Annotated in this window: 16 protein-coding genes; 1 reads left to right on the top strand and 15 read right to left on the bottom strand. The window is 37.8% G+C overall.

Annotated features, from left to right (window positions below; genetic code table 11):
* Positions 1–173: 173 nt before the first annotated feature.
* The 10 genes from AC220I_RS04945 to AC220I_RS04900 form a co-directional block, all read right to left on the bottom strand.
* Positions 174–1,853: a hypothetical protein gene (locus tag AC220I_RS04945; RefSeq protein ID WP_486722719.1), complete on the bottom strand. Its 1,680-nt coding sequence runs from the start codon at positions 1,851–1,853 to the stop codon at positions 174–176.
* Between the two features lie 13 nt (positions 1,854–1,866).
* Positions 1,867–2,712, bottom strand: a complete 846-nt coding sequence (locus tag AC220I_RS04940; protein WP_486722718.1) for a bifunctional 5,10-methylenetetrahydrofolate dehydrogenase/5,10-methenyltetrahydrofolate cyclohydrolase — start codon at positions 2,710–2,712, stop codon at positions 1,867–1,869.
* A 79-nt stretch (positions 2,713–2,791) separates the two neighbouring features.
* A complete protein-coding gene (locus tag AC220I_RS04935; RefSeq protein ID WP_486722717.1) occupies positions 2,792–3,829 on the bottom strand; it encodes an ABC transporter substrate-binding protein in 1,038 nt (345 codons plus the stop codon).
* A gap of 97 nt (positions 3,830–3,926) precedes the next feature.
* Positions 3,927–4,700 carry an ABC transporter permease gene (locus AC220I_RS04930; RefSeq protein ID WP_486722716.1) on the bottom strand — a complete coding sequence of 258 codons (774 nt, stop codon included), beginning with the start codon at positions 4,698–4,700 and terminating at the stop codon, positions 3,927–3,929.
* The gene (locus tag AC220I_RS04925; RefSeq protein ID WP_486722715.1) at positions 4,694–5,530 is read right to left on the bottom strand and encodes an ABC transporter permease; all 837 of its coding nucleotides are present in this window, start codon (positions 5,528–5,530) and stop codon (positions 4,694–4,696) included. Before AC220I_RS04925 ends, AC220I_RS04930 begins: the two co-directional genes overlap by 7 nt.
* The gene (gene potA / locus AC220I_RS04920; RefSeq protein ID WP_486722714.1) at positions 5,523–6,572 is read right to left on the bottom strand and encodes a spermidine/putrescine ABC transporter ATP-binding protein; all 1,050 of its coding nucleotides are present in this window, start codon (positions 6,570–6,572) and stop codon (positions 5,523–5,525) included. The genes AC220I_RS04925 and potA overlap by 8 nt, the downstream gene beginning before the upstream one ends.
* A gap of 15 nt (positions 6,573–6,587) precedes the next feature.
* A complete protein-coding gene (locus tag AC220I_RS04915; RefSeq protein WP_486722713.1) occupies positions 6,588–7,127 on the bottom strand; it encodes a helix-turn-helix domain-containing protein in 540 nt (179 codons plus the stop codon).
* 440 nt (positions 7,128–7,567) lie between these two features.
* Complete coding sequence (locus AC220I_RS04910; protein ID WP_486722712.1) at positions 7,568–8,485, bottom strand: chemotaxis protein; 918 nt, start codon at positions 8,483–8,485, stop codon at positions 7,568–7,570.
* 442 nt (positions 8,486–8,927) lie between these two features.
* Entirely contained in the window at positions 8,928–10,115 is a 1,188-nt protein-coding gene (locus tag AC220I_RS04905) for a glycine C-acetyltransferase (protein ID WP_486722711.1), read from the bottom strand.
* Positions 10,116–10,214: 99 nt separating this feature from the next.
* Positions 10,215–11,468: an epoxyqueuosine reductase gene (locus tag AC220I_RS04900; RefSeq protein ID WP_486722710.1), complete on the bottom strand. Its 1,254-nt coding sequence runs from the start codon at positions 11,466–11,468 to the stop codon at positions 10,215–10,217.
* A gap of 106 nt (positions 11,469–11,574) precedes the next feature.
* On the opposite strand from AC220I_RS04900, the gene AC220I_RS04895 reads away from it, so the two are divergent.
* Positions 11,575–12,414 carry a deoxyribonuclease IV gene (locus AC220I_RS04895; protein ID WP_486722709.1) on the top strand — a complete coding sequence of 280 codons (840 nt, stop codon included), beginning with the start codon at positions 11,575–11,577 and terminating at the stop codon, positions 12,412–12,414.
* Between the two features lie 154 nt (positions 12,415–12,568).
* Here the strand turns inward: AC220I_RS04895 and AC220I_RS04890 are convergent, their stop codons facing one another.
* The 5 genes from AC220I_RS04890 to AC220I_RS04870 are packed head-to-tail and all read right to left on the bottom strand — an operon-like array spanning position 12,569 to position 16,708.
* Positions 12,569–12,760 carry a hypothetical protein gene (locus AC220I_RS04890; RefSeq protein WP_486722708.1) on the bottom strand — a complete coding sequence of 64 codons (192 nt, stop codon included), beginning with the start codon at positions 12,758–12,760 and terminating at the stop codon, positions 12,569–12,571.
* 28 nt (positions 12,761–12,788) lie between these two features.
* Complete coding sequence (locus AC220I_RS04885) at positions 12,789–13,781, bottom strand: ABC transporter ATP-binding protein (protein WP_486722707.1); 993 nt, start codon at positions 13,779–13,781, stop codon at positions 12,789–12,791.
* The gene (locus AC220I_RS04880) at positions 13,781–14,770 is read right to left on the bottom strand and encodes an ABC transporter ATP-binding protein (RefSeq protein ID WP_486722706.1); all 990 of its coding nucleotides are present in this window, start codon (positions 14,768–14,770) and stop codon (positions 13,781–13,783) included. The genes AC220I_RS04885 and AC220I_RS04880 overlap by 1 nt, the downstream gene beginning before the upstream one ends.
* A gap of 12 nt (positions 14,771–14,782) precedes the next feature.
* Entirely contained in the window at positions 14,783–15,727 is a 945-nt protein-coding gene (gene opp4C, locus AC220I_RS04875) for an oligopeptide ABC transporter permease (RefSeq protein ID WP_486722705.1), read from the bottom strand.
* A gap of 15 nt (positions 15,728–15,742) precedes the next feature.
* Positions 15,743–16,708 (bottom strand): ABC transporter permease, encoded by a 966-nt coding sequence (locus AC220I_RS04870; protein WP_486722704.1) that lies wholly within the window; start codon positions 16,706–16,708, stop codon positions 15,743–15,745.
* Positions 16,709–16,768: the final 60 nt, after the last annotated feature.

The raw sequence follows: 16,768 nt of genomic DNA, 5'->3' as shown, positions 1-16,768 counted from the left end.
TGGAATTTCTCTAGACTCTTTGATGACATCTTGTTGATTATATACTTCATCAATTGTCATAACCGCTTTGTAAGGTATTCTGTGTGCTTTTCTTCTCTCCCTCATCCCGATCACTCCTATTCTTTGTTATTTCTTACCTTTATTATACATAAAAAATTGTGGCTTTAAACTATTTATTTTGATTTAAGCTCCAAGTCATAAAAGTCATAGAAATTTTGGTAAAATTGTTTTGTTTCGTTTTTACCAGACATATCTGAAATAATTTGTAATTTATCACTACCATCCAAGAGGTAACATTTTTTACCCGTATTGGACGCTTGTGAGATATAACTTACCCCTGCTAGTTCCTCTGGCTCATAAATAGCCTTTGTTCCCGGTGCGTTAAAATTACCCCATATAAAGGCTTTTCCAATTTGATTGATGGCCACCACAAGGGATTCCTTAGCATGTGCTACTGCAATATCCTTTACTTTCAAGACCTCTGATGGGAAAAAAATTTCAGCCTTGCCCTTTGTGCCGAGCTGCCCGTAAGCATTGTTACCAGCACCATAGACTCTTCCACTCTCAGAAACTGAAATTGAAAATTTTTCGCCGGCTGTCATAAAGGCAGTATTTTTATAGAGCGTCATCGCCGGTTCTGAAATTCGCCCTTTAAAGCCTAGAGCCAGCTGACCATGGGAATTGTCTCCCCAACCAATCACAGTACCGTCGTACTTCACTGCAAATCCAAAATTGGCCCCTAGTGCAATAGACTTAATACCTTCCACACCTTCAAGCTTGATTGGCATGGTGGATTCTGCGATATCGTCCTTCATCAGCTGGTTTTCAGAGTTATCACCCCAAACATAGACGTTCCCACTAAAATCAAGTGCCGCTGCAAAATGCTTACCTGCTGCGATTTGTTTGATATTCTCAAGGCCCCAAATAACATTAAGAGTCCTAGAGGCATTTTTATCACCTGATGCCAGTTCACCAAGACGATTGGTACCAGCTGCACATAAGGTTCCATCATTTAGTAAAAAAATTGTAAAGTTCTCACCACAAGCAATTTGTGATACACCATCGTAAAGATTATTATATTTTAACTCCGATAAAGCATTTAAATTTCCGATCCCCAATTGACCAAACTCATTTTTACCCTTTGATAAAACACGGCCATTCTTATAAATTACAAACATAGTTGAATCATAACACTCTATACTCTTAATGCCCATCTCTTCAGTGACTTTTACATCACGTTCAAAATTATCAGACCAGTTACCATTTTTATCCTTGATCTTAAGTCTAATGGTGTAAGTACCAGGCTCTCTGAAGGTCACCTGTTTATTTTCCCATTTTTTCTCTGTAATCTCATTGTCTTCAGCGATACAGCCGCTGGTATCATATTGAATTACCGTTGTCGTGTTTATCTTAGAGTCAGGTTTGATGTTAAAATGAGCAATCGGCTTTATTTTACTGAGCTCATTTTTTCGCCTTAATGTCAAATAGGTGAATCTCCCGTTAATATAGGATTCACCACCAATCTCATTTATCAGTTTTGCTGCCTCATCTTCTCTTAGATTTAATATGGTCAAGAATTTACCATCGAGAGATAGGCCGTAACGACCAGATGCCTTAATTTCCATTTTTTCAATGTAGGGTGATAACTTTGAAAATTCTTTTGCATATTCATCATGTTGCTCTTTGTATGCCAATGCAGCGTCTAGTATCTCCTCATAATCATGATAAGGATCAATTGGTATGCTGTCTTTTTGTTCATTCAAAAAATACAATACGGTCCCTACAACCGATCCAATCGCTAACATTACACCAAATATATTCACGACAATCCCTTCCCCTTTAAAAAAATTCACGACAATTCCTTAACTAAAACTGAAAGTGCTCTAACACATTCAAAAGTAAAACAGCATTTGTAACAGGTCCAACACCACCAGGTACTGGCGTAATCATTTTTACATAGTCCTTTAGTGCTTCGTAGTCCGCATCCCCAACGAGCTTTCCGTCCACTTCATTCATACCAACATCGATTACAATGGTCTTCTCTGAAACCATTTCTTTTTTAAGGAAACCTGCAATACCAACTGCCAAAATAACAATATCTGCACATTGCGTATGTTGAATCAGGTTTTGAGTATGTGAATGGCAAACCGTTACAGTGGCATTCTTATGCATGAGCATTACCGATAATGGTTTACCCACAATATTACTTCTGCCAATGACAACGACGTTTTTACCATCTAAATCAATATCTAAAGCATCTAAAATGGTTACCACAGCAAGTGGCGTACATGGTCTCGTCGCTTTTTCACCCTTAAAGAGACGGCCTGCGTTCATGGGGTGAAAACCGTCAAGATCTTTCGTAGGTTCAATCTGCATAATGACTTTCTCTTCGCTAATATGCGACGGTAATGGCATTTGAACCAAAATGCCATCTACATATTCATCTTTATTCTTCTCTTCAATGACAGATAACAATTGTGCTTCTGAAATGTTCTCAGAAAGTCTGTAAATTTCATAGCCAAAACCAACGCTCATGCAAGTTTTTTCAAGCATTCTAAGGTAGGATTCTGCAGAAGGATCCTCACCTAGCATGATTGCAACCACATTGGGGGCACGCTTGCTACCAATAATACTTTGTCTCACTTGATTTTTAATATTCTTAGCAATTTCACTTCCATTTATGATCAAGGTATTCACCTCCAAAATTCTCATACATAAAAAGCCCAAATCATTGGGCTTTTGTTCAACATTATTATATCATTTACGCAAATAGAACTCTAGTCCTATATGTTTAATTTGCCTTTATTTCAGTCCAAACTCTATCATATTCCTGAATAAAGTCACCCGGATCTAAAAACACTTCAAAGTTTTTAGTCCATTCAGCCTTAGGATATGCATAAGTCGTGTCAATTAATGAAGGATCAATTAACTTCAATGTTTCATTGTTACATGTAGAATAACCTACATAATCCGCGTTCAAGAAACCGATATCGCCTCTGCAGAGGAAGTCGATAAATTGATGCGCCGCATCGATGTTTTTCGCACCTTTTGGAATAACGATATTATCAAACCATTTGTTTGAGCCTTCTTTTGGCAAAGCATATTTGAAATAATCATACTCTTGAATAACTGTGCTTGCTTCGCCAGACCACACAACCGCCATAGCTGTTTCTTCACTAATGAGCATATCTTTCACATTGTCACCAGCATATGCCAAGACCAAAGGCTTTTGCTCGATAAGCATTTGTTTTGCTTCTTCAAGTTCAGCAACACTTTTGGTGTTCATTGAGTAACCTAACTTTTTAAGGGCTACCATAATAGAATCTCTTTGAGAATCCACCATGGTAAACATACCCTTGTATTTTTCATCCCAAAGTGCATTCCATGAATCAATCTCTTCAGAAATTAAATTTGTGTTGTAGATAATACCAACTGTTCCCCAGAAATAAGGCACTGAGTACTCATTATTGGGATCAAATGCGAGATTTTTGTATTGATCATCAATATTCGCATAGTTCGGCACTTTACTTAAGTCAATTTTTTCAAGCATATCTTCTTTGATCATTTTTTCAATCATATAATCTGAAGGAATGGCGATATCATATTGAGTGCCACCTTTTTTAATCTTTGTGTACATTTCTTCATTTGTTGCAAATGTTTCATAATTGATTTTAATACCAGTTTCCTCTTCAAAAGTATCAAAAATACTCTCGTCGATATAGTCCCCCCAGTTATAAACGTTTAGCACTACTTGGTCTTCTTTTTTACAGCCAATAAATGCGCTTGCTACTAAAGCCATTATTAGTAATAAAGCAATACTTCTTTTCATTGATTTCACTTCCCTCTCTTTAAATATTTATATGACACATACTCTCTCAGATTTTAAATGATTCCATTCAAACATTAGGCTTAAAACTTCTTCAATATTAAATTTCTTCGATTTTTGTGCGCTTATTGATTAAGATTAACATTACAAGCACCGCTACAAACATAAGTGTTGCAAGTGCATTTATTTCAGGTTTAATACCGCGTTTCGCCATGGAGTAAATGGCTATAGAAAGGTTTGTTACACCATTCCCAGTGTTGAAAAAACTTATGACAAAATCATCAATCGACAGTGTAAAGGCAATAAGACCACCCGTTATGATCCCTGGCTTGATTTCAGGTAAAATTACTTTTCGAAACGCATACCAAGGTGTTGCGCCAAGGTCCATTGCGGCTTCTAGAACATCACCTGGCATTTGCTTGAGCTTTGGTAAGACCGATAAGACCACATAAGGTATATTAAAGGTCACATGCGCAATGATCATCGTCAATAATCCCAGCTCCATCTTAAGCGCCACGAAGAGTGTCATAAGTGAAATCCCTGTTACGATATCTGGATTGAGAATTGGAATGCTGTTTACATTTAAAACGACCTTTTGTCGCCAAGTTTTCATATAGTGTATTCCAAAGGCCGCTAAGGTGCCAATAATGGTTGCCACTAGTGCCGATACAATCGCAACCATTACAGTGTAATAGAGGGCCTTCATAATATAGCCATTCTCACTTAGGGTTTGATACCATCTAAAAGTGAAGCCCTCCCATTTGGCCGTGGACTTAGAATCATTAAAGGAAAAGACAATTAAAACAGCTATGGGTGCATATAAAAACGAAAAAATAAGAAAAGTATATAGGCGCTTAATCCATTTACCTACCATAATCCAGCACTCCCTTCTTCGCCAACACCAGCACCCAATCGATTCATAATCGACATGGTGATGAGGATTAAAATCATTAAGAGCATAGAGATTGCCGAACCAAAGTGCCAATCGTTAACCGCTAAGAACTGCTGCTCTATGAGGTTACCGATGAGCATATATTGACCACCCGATAGGAGGTTGGTAATAACAAAAGTACTAACCGCAGGCATAAATACCATGGAAATACCAGACACTACACCTGGAATTGAAAGTGGAAAAATTACCCTTCTGAAGACTGTAATTTTATTGCCGCCTAAATCCTCAGCCGCTTCGATTAAACTCTTGTCCATTTTGGTCAAAACGGTGTATATCGGCAAGACCATAAAGGGCAGAAAGTTATAGACCATTCCCACTAACACTGCACCCTCTGAATAGAGAAAGGTCATTGGCGCTATATGGAATAGCGATAATATTTTATTCAAAATACCGTTTTTACCGAGTATGGTCATCCATGCATATGTTCTTAGTAAAAAATTCATCCACATGGGAACAACAAACAACATTACAGCCAAGTTTCTAATGCGACTGTCCATTTTGGCAAGAATCATAGCCATTGGATATCCAATCACAAAACAGATTAGCGTTGCCTTTACAGCAATTTCAACCGATCTTAGAAGCACCTTCAAGTAGATTGGCTCCATAAAGCGCATGTAGTTTGAAAAAGTAAAGCCAACAACACCGCTGGTCTCAGTTGGCGTAAAACTCAAAAATCCCACCATTAATATAGGAACAATTATAAAGAGCAGGCTCCAGAACAAATAAGGTGTTGACGCTATTTTTCTAAGCATCCAATACCTCCTTACTCATGATATGAATATCATCAGGAAGTATCATCAGTCCAACCGCACTCCCCTCTTCGGACATTTGAGTGCTGTGGACCATCCACTCTCTTTGGGCTTCCTTAATAATCATTTCATAGTGAACCCCTTTGAACACCACGGATTTAACAATCCCTTTAATCATGCCATCCGCTTCACTTACGACTTTAATATCTTCAGGTCTTATGACGACATCAACAGGTTCGTTTTGATTAAAGCCTGTATCCACACATTTAAACTCACGGTCCGCAAAACTCACGAGCTCATCGCGATGCATAATGCCTTCCATAATATTGCTCTCGCCGATAAAATCAGCAACAAAAGCATTTTCCGGCTCATTATAGATATCAATTGGCGAACCAATTTGTTGAATTTCCCCTTGATTCATAATGATAATTTTATCTGACATGGTCAATGCTTCTTCTTGATCATGTGTTACATATATAAAAGTTATGCCAAGTTCCTTTTGCATGTTTTTAAGCTCAATTTGCATGTCTTTTCTTAATTTTAAATCCAGTGCACCAAGTGGCTCATCCAGCAAAAGAACCTTAGGTTCGTTGACAAGTGCTCTGGCAATGGCGATTCTTTGTTGCTGACCGCCTGACAGTGAATTGACTTTACGCGTTTCAAAACCGTTTAAGTTTACAAGTTCTAGCATCTTAGCAACTTTTTTTTGTACTTCCTTTTCACTTACTTTATTAATTCTAAGACCGAAAGCAATATTCTCATATATGTTCATATGTGGAAACAAGGCGTATTTTTGAAATACTGTGTTTATTTGACGCTTATAAGGCGGCAAGTCTGTAATCTCATTGTTCTCAAAAAATATTTGTCCGCTTGTTGGGCGCTCAAAGCCTGCAAGCATACGAAGTGTTGTCGTTTTACCACAACCACTTGGCCCTAGTATGGTTAAAAATTGGTTCTTTTTAACCCAGAAATCTATTCCTTTCACGACTTCAACGCCGTTATAGCTTTTGGTTAAGCTTCTCCCCATTACAATTTTGTCACTCATGACGCCCTCCAATGTCTAAAAATTTGGCGGTGTTCCCACTAATATAATAACGGCTTCACGTTTGCCCTTGTTAATGATTTCATGACTCTTATTGGCTTTATAATAAAAAGTATCACCCGCTTTTGCCACATACTTCTTACTGCCAAGTCTAACGACCACAGACCCGGAAATAACAAATCCGAACTCTTCCCCTTCATGCGGATCATGTGCATCATATGCGCCGTTTGGTGCAAGGGTTAACATGATTGGTTCCATCATATTCTTTTGCGCATTTGGAATGATCCATTCTAAATTATAGCCAACCTCTTCATCCTCTTTTTCAAAAAAATCCTCTTTTCTGAAGACAATTTTTTCTTCCACGGTTTCACTAAAAAACTCTTGAAGATTTGTCCCCAAGCTTTCGAGTATATCCACAAGGCTTGCTATTGAAGGAGATGTCATATCTCTTTCAAGTTGAGATATAAATCCTTTTGAAAGTTCACATCGATCTGCTAATTCCTCTTGTGTTAGGTTGTTTTCTAGTCTAAGCCTCTTTATCTTTTCTCCAATATTCACAACCAATTCTCCTTTTTTTGTGTTTTAAAAAACAAAAATAATTCATATGAATTATAGTGTTTTTTTATGTTAAAAACACCCTAATTTTATTCAAAAAAAATAAATTTATATGGTGTTTTTTGTTGTTTATTAATACTAAACTTTTCACTCGATTTATTATACTTTATGATTTTATTGACGTCAATATGATATTAAATATTTTGTTTAATAATACTTAATTTTTATGTACACATGTTCACACATAAGGTTCTTAATATGAGGATGACAGACAAATTAAAGACATAAGTGATTTAAAAATAAAAAAACCCTAGTGTTCAAACGTAAAATCACGTTGCAATTACTAGGGTTTTATATGTTCTGTTCTTTGGTTTATTAGTGGCTATAATCCGTCATTTAAATTCTGAAAAATATGTGATTGTAATTATATCTCAATAATATTTCTAACCTCTTATTTTGAGCATTTTATCGATTAGAGCAACTAGGTTTTCGATCTCCGGTTTACTCATTTGGGCATCTGCACCAACAGCTTCACCTTTATGGAGCAAATCTTCCGTGATTAAAGAAGAGAAAATAATAACCGGTAGCTTTTTAAGAATTTTATGTTCTTTAATCCTTCTTGTTAAAGCATGTCCATCAAGTTGCGGCATTTCAATATCCGTTATCAATAGGTCAATATCATCTACAAAGGTCTCACCCTTCTTCTCTGCCAAAAGCATCAAATAGTCATAAGTCTGCATGCCATCGTCAAAGAATTTAAGCTTTGTAAAGCCCGCTGAAGTCAAAGTGTCTAAAAGAACCTTACGGATCATTGGTGAATCATCGGCCAAAACAACTTTAAACTTTGAACGATCCTTGACTGCAATGTTCTTTGCCCTTTCCATATTTATACCTGTATTAGGGTTGATGTCCATCACAATTTTTTCAAAGTCTAAAAGCATAATAATCTGATCATTGAGATTAATATTACCTATGATCAATGAATTAGAAGTAATATCATCTGGCTTCATGATTTTGTTCCAACCGATACGATGTATGCCCAGTACAGAATCTATCGCAAAGCCAACCTTGATCTTGTTGAATTCACAAACTAAGGTCATACCACCTCTTACCTTTGGATTTTTTTGATTTTCAAGTACATACATCAAGTCAACTACGGAAATCATTTCACCTCTAATCAGAGAAATACCAGATATAGCTGGATGAGAATTTGGTACTTTCGAGACATTTTCGATCTGCAATAATTCTTTAACTTTTACGACATTAATTGCGTAATGCTCTCCTGACACTGTGAAATGAAGTATTTCAACTTCACCCGTCCCACTTTCGAGTAATATTCCATCTTTTTTATCAAGCATCATATCTCAAACCCTCCACTCCTGTATTATAATAACTATTATACCCTTATTTAAACTTTTAATAAATATTTTTTTCAACGTATACATGGACCTTATACCCACATTGTACCATACCATTCACACAAATAATCATTTAGGGTCAAAACTTTGTATGGCCTTCTGTTTTCATCTTACCGGTTTTGTAAGTTAAAGTTTCTATCACTTTACAGGAGAAATTTTTAGCTATGTAATCATTTAACGTCAAAACCTTGTTTTGCCGCATCAAACCGCTTTTCGCAAGTTGGTGAGTCTTTCTCAAAGCTGGATGAGAACTAATGATACATAATAAAAACGCAAACACCGTGTTCCAACAATACACTCGTAATTGTTGAAAGCCATGTTTGCGTTTTCGATTCTTATGATTATATCAAAACAAGTAAATTCGGATGTCATCTTAAGCGAAAGACTATAAGATTCCCATTTCCTTGCCCACTTTTTCAAATACAGCTACTGCTCTCATAAGCTGGTCTTCAGTGTGTGCTGCAGTCACCATACATCTTACTCTACCAGTGCCTTTTGGTACTGTTGGGAATACGATTGCTGAACCAAACACACCATTTTCCAACAGTTTTTTAGAAAATTGAAGGGTTAAGGCTTCATCTCCTATGATAACTGGTGTAATTGGTGTTTCACTTGCACCAGTATTAAAGCCTAATTTACCTAGCTTTTCTTTGAAGAATTTAGAGTTTGCCCAGAGACGCTCAGTATATTCTGTCGTTTCAGTTAATTCATCTACTGCAGCCATGATTGCGCCTACTGCTGCTGGCGGCAAAGATGTACTGAATAATAAAGGTCTGCCTCTATGAAGCAACCATTCCTTCATGACTTTATTACCCGCTACATAACCACCAATAACGCCAATTGCTTTTGATAAGGTACCGATAGAAAAGTCTACTCTACCGTGCAAATGGAAATGATCCACTGTGCCACGACCGCTCTCGCCAAGCACACCTGAACCATGTGCATCATCTACATAAGTCATACAGTTGTATTTTTCTGCAAGTTCTACGATTTCAGGCAATTTTGCAATATCACCATCCATACTAAAGACACCATCAGTGATGATTAAGCAATTTGTATATAAATGTCTTTTTTCCTTTAACACGTTTTCAAGATCTGCCATATCGCTGTGCTTGAACACGGCTTTATCAGCTCTTGATAACCTAACACCATCGATGATACTCGCATGATTGAGTTCGTCTGAGATGATTAAATCTCCCTTGTTCGTAATGGCTTGAATTGCACCAGCATTACAGTTAAAGCCTGATTGGAAGACCATTACAGCTTCTTCTCTCTTAAATGCAGCCAATTTTACCTCAAGTTCTTCGTGAATGTCCATATTACCGACAATCGTTCTAACAGCACCTGAGCCCACACCGTATTTTTCAACTGCTTCAATTGCAGCTGCTTTTAATTTCGGATGATTTGCAAATCCCAAATAGTTATTTGAAGAAAGATTGATTACTTTTTTACCGTTAAGAATAACCTCAGCTTCATTTGCCCCTTCAAGTACCGGTAAAATTCTATAAACACCTTGATCTTTAAGCTCTTGAACCTGTTCTTTTAAATATTCTAACTCATGTACATTAGACATTTTCCTACCTCCCAAAATGCGATTTAACATTACAGTATTAGTATAACACTTTCATACTTATGTGAAAACTGAAACAAATCTTATGAACTTTTTTTAACATTAATCCCTTTCAATACGCTTTCGAGCATAAAGATAATATTTAGCCAAATAGTCATCGTCTTTTAAAGCTTCAAAATCATTTAAAGCGGTTATCAACACCGGATCTTCTGAATTACCCACGGCAATTAAGGCATTTCGTTTTAATATTTTTAGCCCACGCCAAGCGAAGCCGGTGTTTTGATATTTTCGTTTGAAAGCGCGTTGGGATAAACCCAGGACTTCGATAAGATCAATCCCCTTAAAGCCTTCTGTGGACCAATAATCTATATATTCGGGGGCAGGTTTGTGATCACGATTTGCAGGGCAAACCCTTTGACAAATGTCACAGCCATATAAACGGTTACCGATTCGCTTCATTTCAACTTCCTCAAGTGGCTTCTTAGTCTGTGTCAAATAGGAAATACACTTCAAGCGATTCATTTGAACTTGACCGCAAATTTGCGCCGGACAGGCATTTACACACTTGTTACAATTAGTACACCCCTCATAAAGAAGACCATCATCTATTTCTAAGACTTTTCGGGGATGACCTTTATGCGATTCAATTACAAAGTAAAAATGACCAATATGGAACTGTGTCCCCAAATCAGGATGGATGAGCATATGGTTTTTCCCATACTTGCCCATACCACAAAGCCTTGCCAACTCGCGGTCAATATAATTTGATGTATCTACAAAATAGCCTTCTTTAATAATCTTCTTATTAAAAGTAGTGGCTACTTTACGCATGGCACCATTCATCTTAGTCTTGAGTATCAAATGATAATCATAGGACCAACTTGAAGCATCTATAACCCCTCGATTTCGCCAACTTTGGTCTAGGTGACTATCATAGGGCAAAGCTACTGATACAAGCAGCAATCGATCATTTGTCTTCATGTTCTTTTCGATGTCAGAAAAAAAAGAACGACTAGAAGGATCTGGCTCAAATTCTGTAGCATAGGGACTCTCTTTAAGTTTTTCCATTAATGCCATCTCATGATGCCTTAAGTTTTCAACATCCTCTTTGGTAACATAGATAAAATGGTGATAATAGAGCCCACATGATTTAAGAAGCGCTTCCAAGTTTTCAAGATCTCCTTCTTTATCTGTGTTTCTTAAATCGTCCAATTCATTGTTCAAATCATCTTCATTATTTTTCAAATCTTTCACTTCATTTTTCAAATCATTCACTTCATTTCTCGAATTATTCACTTTAAGTTTGGTGGTTTCATGACCTATTTTATTGTCATCCTCATTTTGAGTACAAGCCATTTTATCGCCTCATTTACATTGATTATTCTATCTCTATATTAACACATTACAATCCTTTTGTATTTTTTGATATACTAATATCATTCATATTAGAAAGGCGGTTTTTATGTTAAGAATCGGGCCACATATTTCAATTAGCAAGGGCTTTAAACAAGCGGCAAAAGATGCCATTTCAATAGATGCCAATACCTTCCAGTTTTTCACACGTAATCCACGAGGCGGTTCTGCTAAGGCGATCGATCCCAAAGACATTGATCAATTAAAAATACTCATGGCTCAGCATGATATCCATACCCTACTTGCACATGCACCCTATACCATGAACCCAGCCGCACAAAAAGATGATGTCTATGATTTTGCACATCTCACTTTAAGGGACGACCTCGATAGGCTTGAGCAAATTCCCTGTTCACTATACAATTTTCACCCTGGTTCACACACAGGTAAAGGTGTCGAATATGGCATACACCGTATTGTCTCCCTTTTAAACGCCGTCTTGACCGGAAATGAATCCACATGCCTCCTACTTGAAGGCATGTCGGGTAAGGGGACTGAAATCGGTTCTCGCTTTGAAGAACTAAGGCAAATCATCGATCAGGTAATTCATCAGCATCTTATGGGTGTTTGCCTTGACACTTGCCATTTGTATAGCGCAGGTTATGACATTGTAAATCATCTGGATGATGTCCTAAATGATTTTGACAGAATCGTCGGACTGGATCGATTAAAGGCCATACATTTAAACGACAGCAAAATGCCCTTTAACAGCCACAAAGATCGTCATGAGTATATCGGTCAAGGGACTATTGGCTTAGATGCCCTCTCCAGAGTTATCAATCATCCCCAGCTGAAACACCTTCCTTTTTTTCTAGAAACACCAATTGAGCTTGATGGACACCGTCATGAAATTAAGCTTTTGAGAAAAATGGCCAGTGGCCCCTTATAAACGAATGTCTACTTACAAACAAAAGCTGACCCATATGGTTACAGAGTCAACACCTAAATGTTATCTGTAACCATACTGAATCAGCTTTTTTATTGAGCCATATATAGTCTTTGTCTTTATGAATTAGGCACTTGGTTTAATCAACTTGAACACGCTAATTCACAAAAAACCATTTGAATGCAAGAATGGTTAAAAGTGTGACGCCCATAAACGCAAATGCAATAGGCAACACCAATTGAAGCATTGCAATACTCATGGCGATAACATCCTTTGCATCAAGTCTGTTAATGCCCTCATCTTGTTTATCCTGTAGCCCTTTGTATTCTTCCCAGTTTATTGGATTCATTTTTTAACCTCACTTGACTCTAATAGCCTTATTTATAAAGATGGCATGCGCAGTAGTGATCTTCGCCTACGCGTTTAAACTCCGGTATTTCCTTACTACAAATATCCATTACATTTGGACAGCGCGTATGAAAACGGCATCCTGATGGTGGATTTGCAGGCGAAGGAATATCCCCCTGCAATATGATACGTTCTTTTTTCTCAAGCGGATGTGATGTTGGTATGGCTGACAACAATGCCCTTGTATAAGGATGCATTGGATTGTCAAACAATTCATGTTTTCCAGCCATTTCAGCCATACTGCCGAGGTACATAACCCCAATATTATCACTGATGTATTTAACAACGCCTAGGTCATGGGAAATAAAGAGATAGGTTAAGTCCATGTCCTTCTGTAAGTCCTTGAGGAGGTTAATGACTTGAGATTGAATTGAAACATCAAGTGCAGATACCGCTTCGTCGCAAACGACAAACTTAGGATTTAGGGCAAGTGCTCTGGCAATACAAATTCTCTGTCTTTGTCCGCCTGAAAATTCATGTGGATAACGTTTGATATGGTAAGCACTTAAGCCACATTTTTCAATGATATTCACAACGCGTTCTTCAAGTTCCTTCTTACTCTTAACCAGGCCGTGTTCCAACAATGCCTCTCCTACAATTTCACCAACTGTCATTCTAGGGTTCAAGGAAGAATAGGGATCTTGAAAAATGATTTGCATTTCTGTTCTTAATTTTCTGAGTCGTGCTTTATCGTATTCTAATATGTTCTCACCTTTGAAGTTGACTTCGCCTTCAGTTGCGTCAAGCAACCTTAAGAGCGTTCTGCCTGTCGTGGACTTTCCACAGCCAGATTCACCAACGAGACCGAATGTTTCGCCAGCTTTTATGTCAAAATTCAAACCATCTACAGCTTTAACGTGACCTACCGTTTTTCTTGTAACACCTGATTTAATTGGGAAGTATTTCTTTAAGCCTCTGATGCTCAGTAATGCATCTGATTTAACATTTACATTTTCGCTCATTACTTGCCACCTCTCAACTCTTGTACTTCTTGCCAGCGGAAACATCTCACTTTTCTGCCTGCACCAATTTCAGTCAAATCCGGTTCCAATTTGAAGCATTTTTCAATTGCATATTCACATCTTGAATTGAACTGGCAGCCAGCAGGTCTATATAGGGGATTTGGAACGACCCCCGGAATCATATAGAGTCTTTCATCAGCCGTTTTAAGGTCTGGTTTTGACTTCATTAAGCCAATTGTATAAGGGTGATAAGGCTTGTCAAAGAGCTCTACAATCGAAGATTCTTCAACAACCTTTCCTGAGTACATAACGATAACGCGATTTGCCATTTCCGCGATGACATTTAAATCATGCGTGATGAACATAATCGCCGTTCCAAACTCTTTTTGAAGCTTATTCATAAGATCCAGCACTTGCGCTTGTATGGTAACATCAAGTGCAGTTGTCGGTTCATCTGCAATTAAGAGTTTCGGATTGCATGCCAAAGCCATAGCGATCATAACCCTTTGTCTCATACCACCTGAAAGTGCAAATGGATAGTCATCCACAACTTCTTTTGCTCTTGGAATACCTACTTTTTCTAAAAGTTTAATGGCCTCTTGCTTGGCTTCAACTTTAGTCATTTCCCTATGAAGGAGCAAGACTTCAGACAATTGTTGATTGATGGTGAATACTGGATTTAAGGAAGTCATAGGCTCCTGAAAAATCATTGAGATTTTATTGCCTCTAATACTTCTCATTTCCTTGTCAGACAATGCTAGGATATCTGTTCCATCGAAGGTGATACTGCCTTCAACAATTTTACCTGCTGGTCCAGCCACAAGTCTGAGTACCGACATGGATGTCACACTCTTACCACAGCCTGACTCACCAACGATCCCCAGTGTTTCGCCCTCATCCACAGTAAAATCAACGCCATCTATTGCTTTAACCACACCGCCATCGGTGTAGAAATACGTTTTTAATCCTTTAACTTCTAATAACGCCATCCTTTACCTCCATTATCTTTTCATCTTTGGATCAAGGGCATCTCTTAAACCGTCACCAAGAATATTGAAACTCATCACGGTGATGAATGTCAAGAAACCTGGTGGGATCCATAACCACCAATGATGTTCAAGTGAATAAATTGATTTTGCAGCCTGCATCATATTCCCCCATGTAGGTGTTGGTGGTGTAACACCAAGCCCTAAATAAGATAAGGCAGATTCTGTCAATATCGCACTTGCCATACCCATAGTAGCGAAAACGATTATTGATGCCATAACATTTGGTAAAAGATGTTTGAATATTTTTCTAGAATCTCTAATCCCTAGCGCTTCAGCAGCTTCCATAAATTCCTGCTCTCTTAGGGATAGAATTTGACCTCTTACGATTCTCGCGATACCCGTCCATCCCAAGAGTCCAATAACGAGCATTACGTTAAAAATACTTGGTCCTAATATTGCAACAACCGTAATGGCGATGAGTAAAAACGGGAAACACATGATAATATCTGTTATTCGCATTAAAACGGCATCCACAATACCACCGTAAAAACCTGCCAAAGAACCGACGATTATGCCGATGATTACCTGTAAAAATACAGCCACCAAGCCAACGGTAAGTGAAATTCGTCCGCCATAAATAAGTCGTGTGAAGATATCTCTACCAAGTTCGTCTGTTCCAAGTAAAAACTCTGAATTAGGTGCACCTTTTTTTACTGGAAGCTCCATGATTTTGCCACGTACTTCTTTTTCCGCTAAGTTAATTTGATCTCTATCATAAGGTGTAATAAAGTCTGCCAATATAGCGGATAATACTAAAACACATAATATCACTAAGCTCACCATGGCAAGTTTGTTCTTTTTTAACCTTCTAAACGCAATCGTCCAAGGTGATTCAATCTTTTGCTTGGCATCGAGTTTGGCATTCGCTTCTTGTTTCTTTTTAACTGATTCTGACATCGATTGCTCCTCCTCTTAATCGTATTTTATTCTTGGATCTGCTAATCCATAGAATAAATCTGCAAGTAAGTTCCCGATAAGGGTTAAAAATGATAGGAATAGGTTAACGCCCATCAAGAGAGGATAATCTCTATCTGTAACCGCTTGATAACCTAAAAGTCCCATTCCAGGCCATGCAAATACTTGCTCAGTGATTAAGGCGCCAGAGAACAATCCAGGAATCCAAAATCCTAATAAAGTGATAATCGGTATTAATGCATTTCTAAGGGCATGCTTATAAATAACAACACGTTCACTTAAACCTTTTGATCTCGCCGTTCTAATATAGTCTTGGCGAATAACCTCGAGCATACTTGAACGCGTATATCTCATAAAGCTTGCTGTAGAGCCAAGTCCTAAAACGATCGCCGGTAAAACCGTGTGTATAGAAATATCTTTCATTTGGTCCCAAATCGGCCAGTCAGAAGCACCAGGTGTTCTCATACCCGATATTGGGAAAACACTGTTGTCAATTGCAAAGAACTTTATCAATAAAAGTGCAAAGAAGAAACTCGGTACGGAGATCCCCACCAGGGCAAATACGGTGAAGAAGTAGTCCAGCTTGGTATACTGCCGCGTGGCCGATATGACGCCTGCAGGTATCCCCACTAGCAAAGCAAGCAGTAAAGAAACAATTGCCAAGTAAAAAGTTGACAACATTCTTTCACCCATAACCTGAGATACTGGTCTTTGGAACTTCCAAGAGAAACCTAAATTACCTTTTAATACTTCAGTGATCCAATCCACATACTGAACGATAATTGGCTTATCTACGCCAAATTTTTCTTTTAACCTCATCTTCTCTTCCACAGTCATTTTAGGGTCCATCATTTTAGTTGTCGGATCTCCCGGTGCATTGTGTACAATAAAGAATATAAGTATTGTAATCCCAAACATTACAGGGATTATTTGCAGTATTCTTCTTAATAGATACGTTCTCATTTAAACACCCCTTCAAAATTTAGCCTATTGTCATAAAAATTTTTTTATATCCACGGTTAA

This window comes from Fusibacter sp., assembly GCF_057447755.1.
The sequence above is the reverse complement of the archived record's forward strand: the minus strand, read 5'-3'. Positions and strand labels throughout refer to the sequence as shown.

Bases quoted from the DNA above. Each gene is read 5' to 3' on its own strand.
- opp4C (WP_486722705.1), bottom strand. From the start codon at position 15,727: ATGTCAGAATCAGTTAAAAAGAAACAAGAAGCGAATGCCAAACTCGAT.
- AC220I_RS04895 (WP_486722709.1), top strand. From the start codon at position 11,575: ATGTTAAGAATCGGGCCACATATTTCAATTAGCAAGGGCTTTAAACAA.
- AC220I_RS04880 (WP_486722706.1), bottom strand. From the start codon at position 14,770: ATGGCGTTATTAGAAGTTAAAGGATTAAAAACGTATTTCTACACCGAT.
- AC220I_RS04910 (WP_486722712.1), bottom strand. From the start codon at position 8,485: ATGATGCTTGATAAAAAAGATGGAATATTACTCGAAAGTGGGACGGGT.
- AC220I_RS04905 (WP_486722711.1), bottom strand. From the start codon at position 10,115: ATGTCTAATGTACATGAGTTAGAATATTTAAAAGAACAGGTTCAAGAG.
- potA (WP_486722714.1), bottom strand. From the start codon at position 6,572: ATGAGTGACAAAATTGTAATGGGGAGAAGCTTAACCAAAAGCTATAAC.
- AC220I_RS04935 (WP_486722717.1), bottom strand. From the start codon at position 3,829: ATGAAAAGAAGTATTGCTTTATTACTAATAATGGCTTTAGTAGCAAGC.
- AC220I_RS04870 (WP_486722704.1), bottom strand. From the start codon at position 16,708: ATGAGAACGTATCTATTAAGAAGAATACTGCAAATAATCCCTGTAATG.
- AC220I_RS04900 (WP_486722710.1), bottom strand. From the start codon at position 11,468: ATGGCTTGTACTCAAAATGAGGATGACAATAAAATAGGTCATGAAACC.
- AC220I_RS04890 (WP_486722708.1), bottom strand. From the start codon at position 12,760: ATGAATCCAATAAACTGGGAAGAATACAAAGGGCTACAGGATAAACAA.
- AC220I_RS04940 (WP_486722718.1), bottom strand. From the start codon at position 2,712: ATGAGAATTTTGGAGGTGAATACCTTGATCATAAATGGAAGTGAAATT.
- AC220I_RS04885 (WP_486722707.1), bottom strand. From the start codon at position 13,781: ATGAGCGAAAATGTAAATGTTAAATCAGATGCATTACTGAGCATCAGA.
- AC220I_RS04930 (WP_486722716.1), bottom strand. From the start codon at position 4,700: ATGGTAGGTAAATGGATTAAGCGCCTATATACTTTTCTTATTTTTTCG.
- AC220I_RS04925 (WP_486722715.1), bottom strand. From the start codon at position 5,530: ATGCTTAGAAAAATAGCGTCAACACCTTATTTGTTCTGGAGCCTGCTC.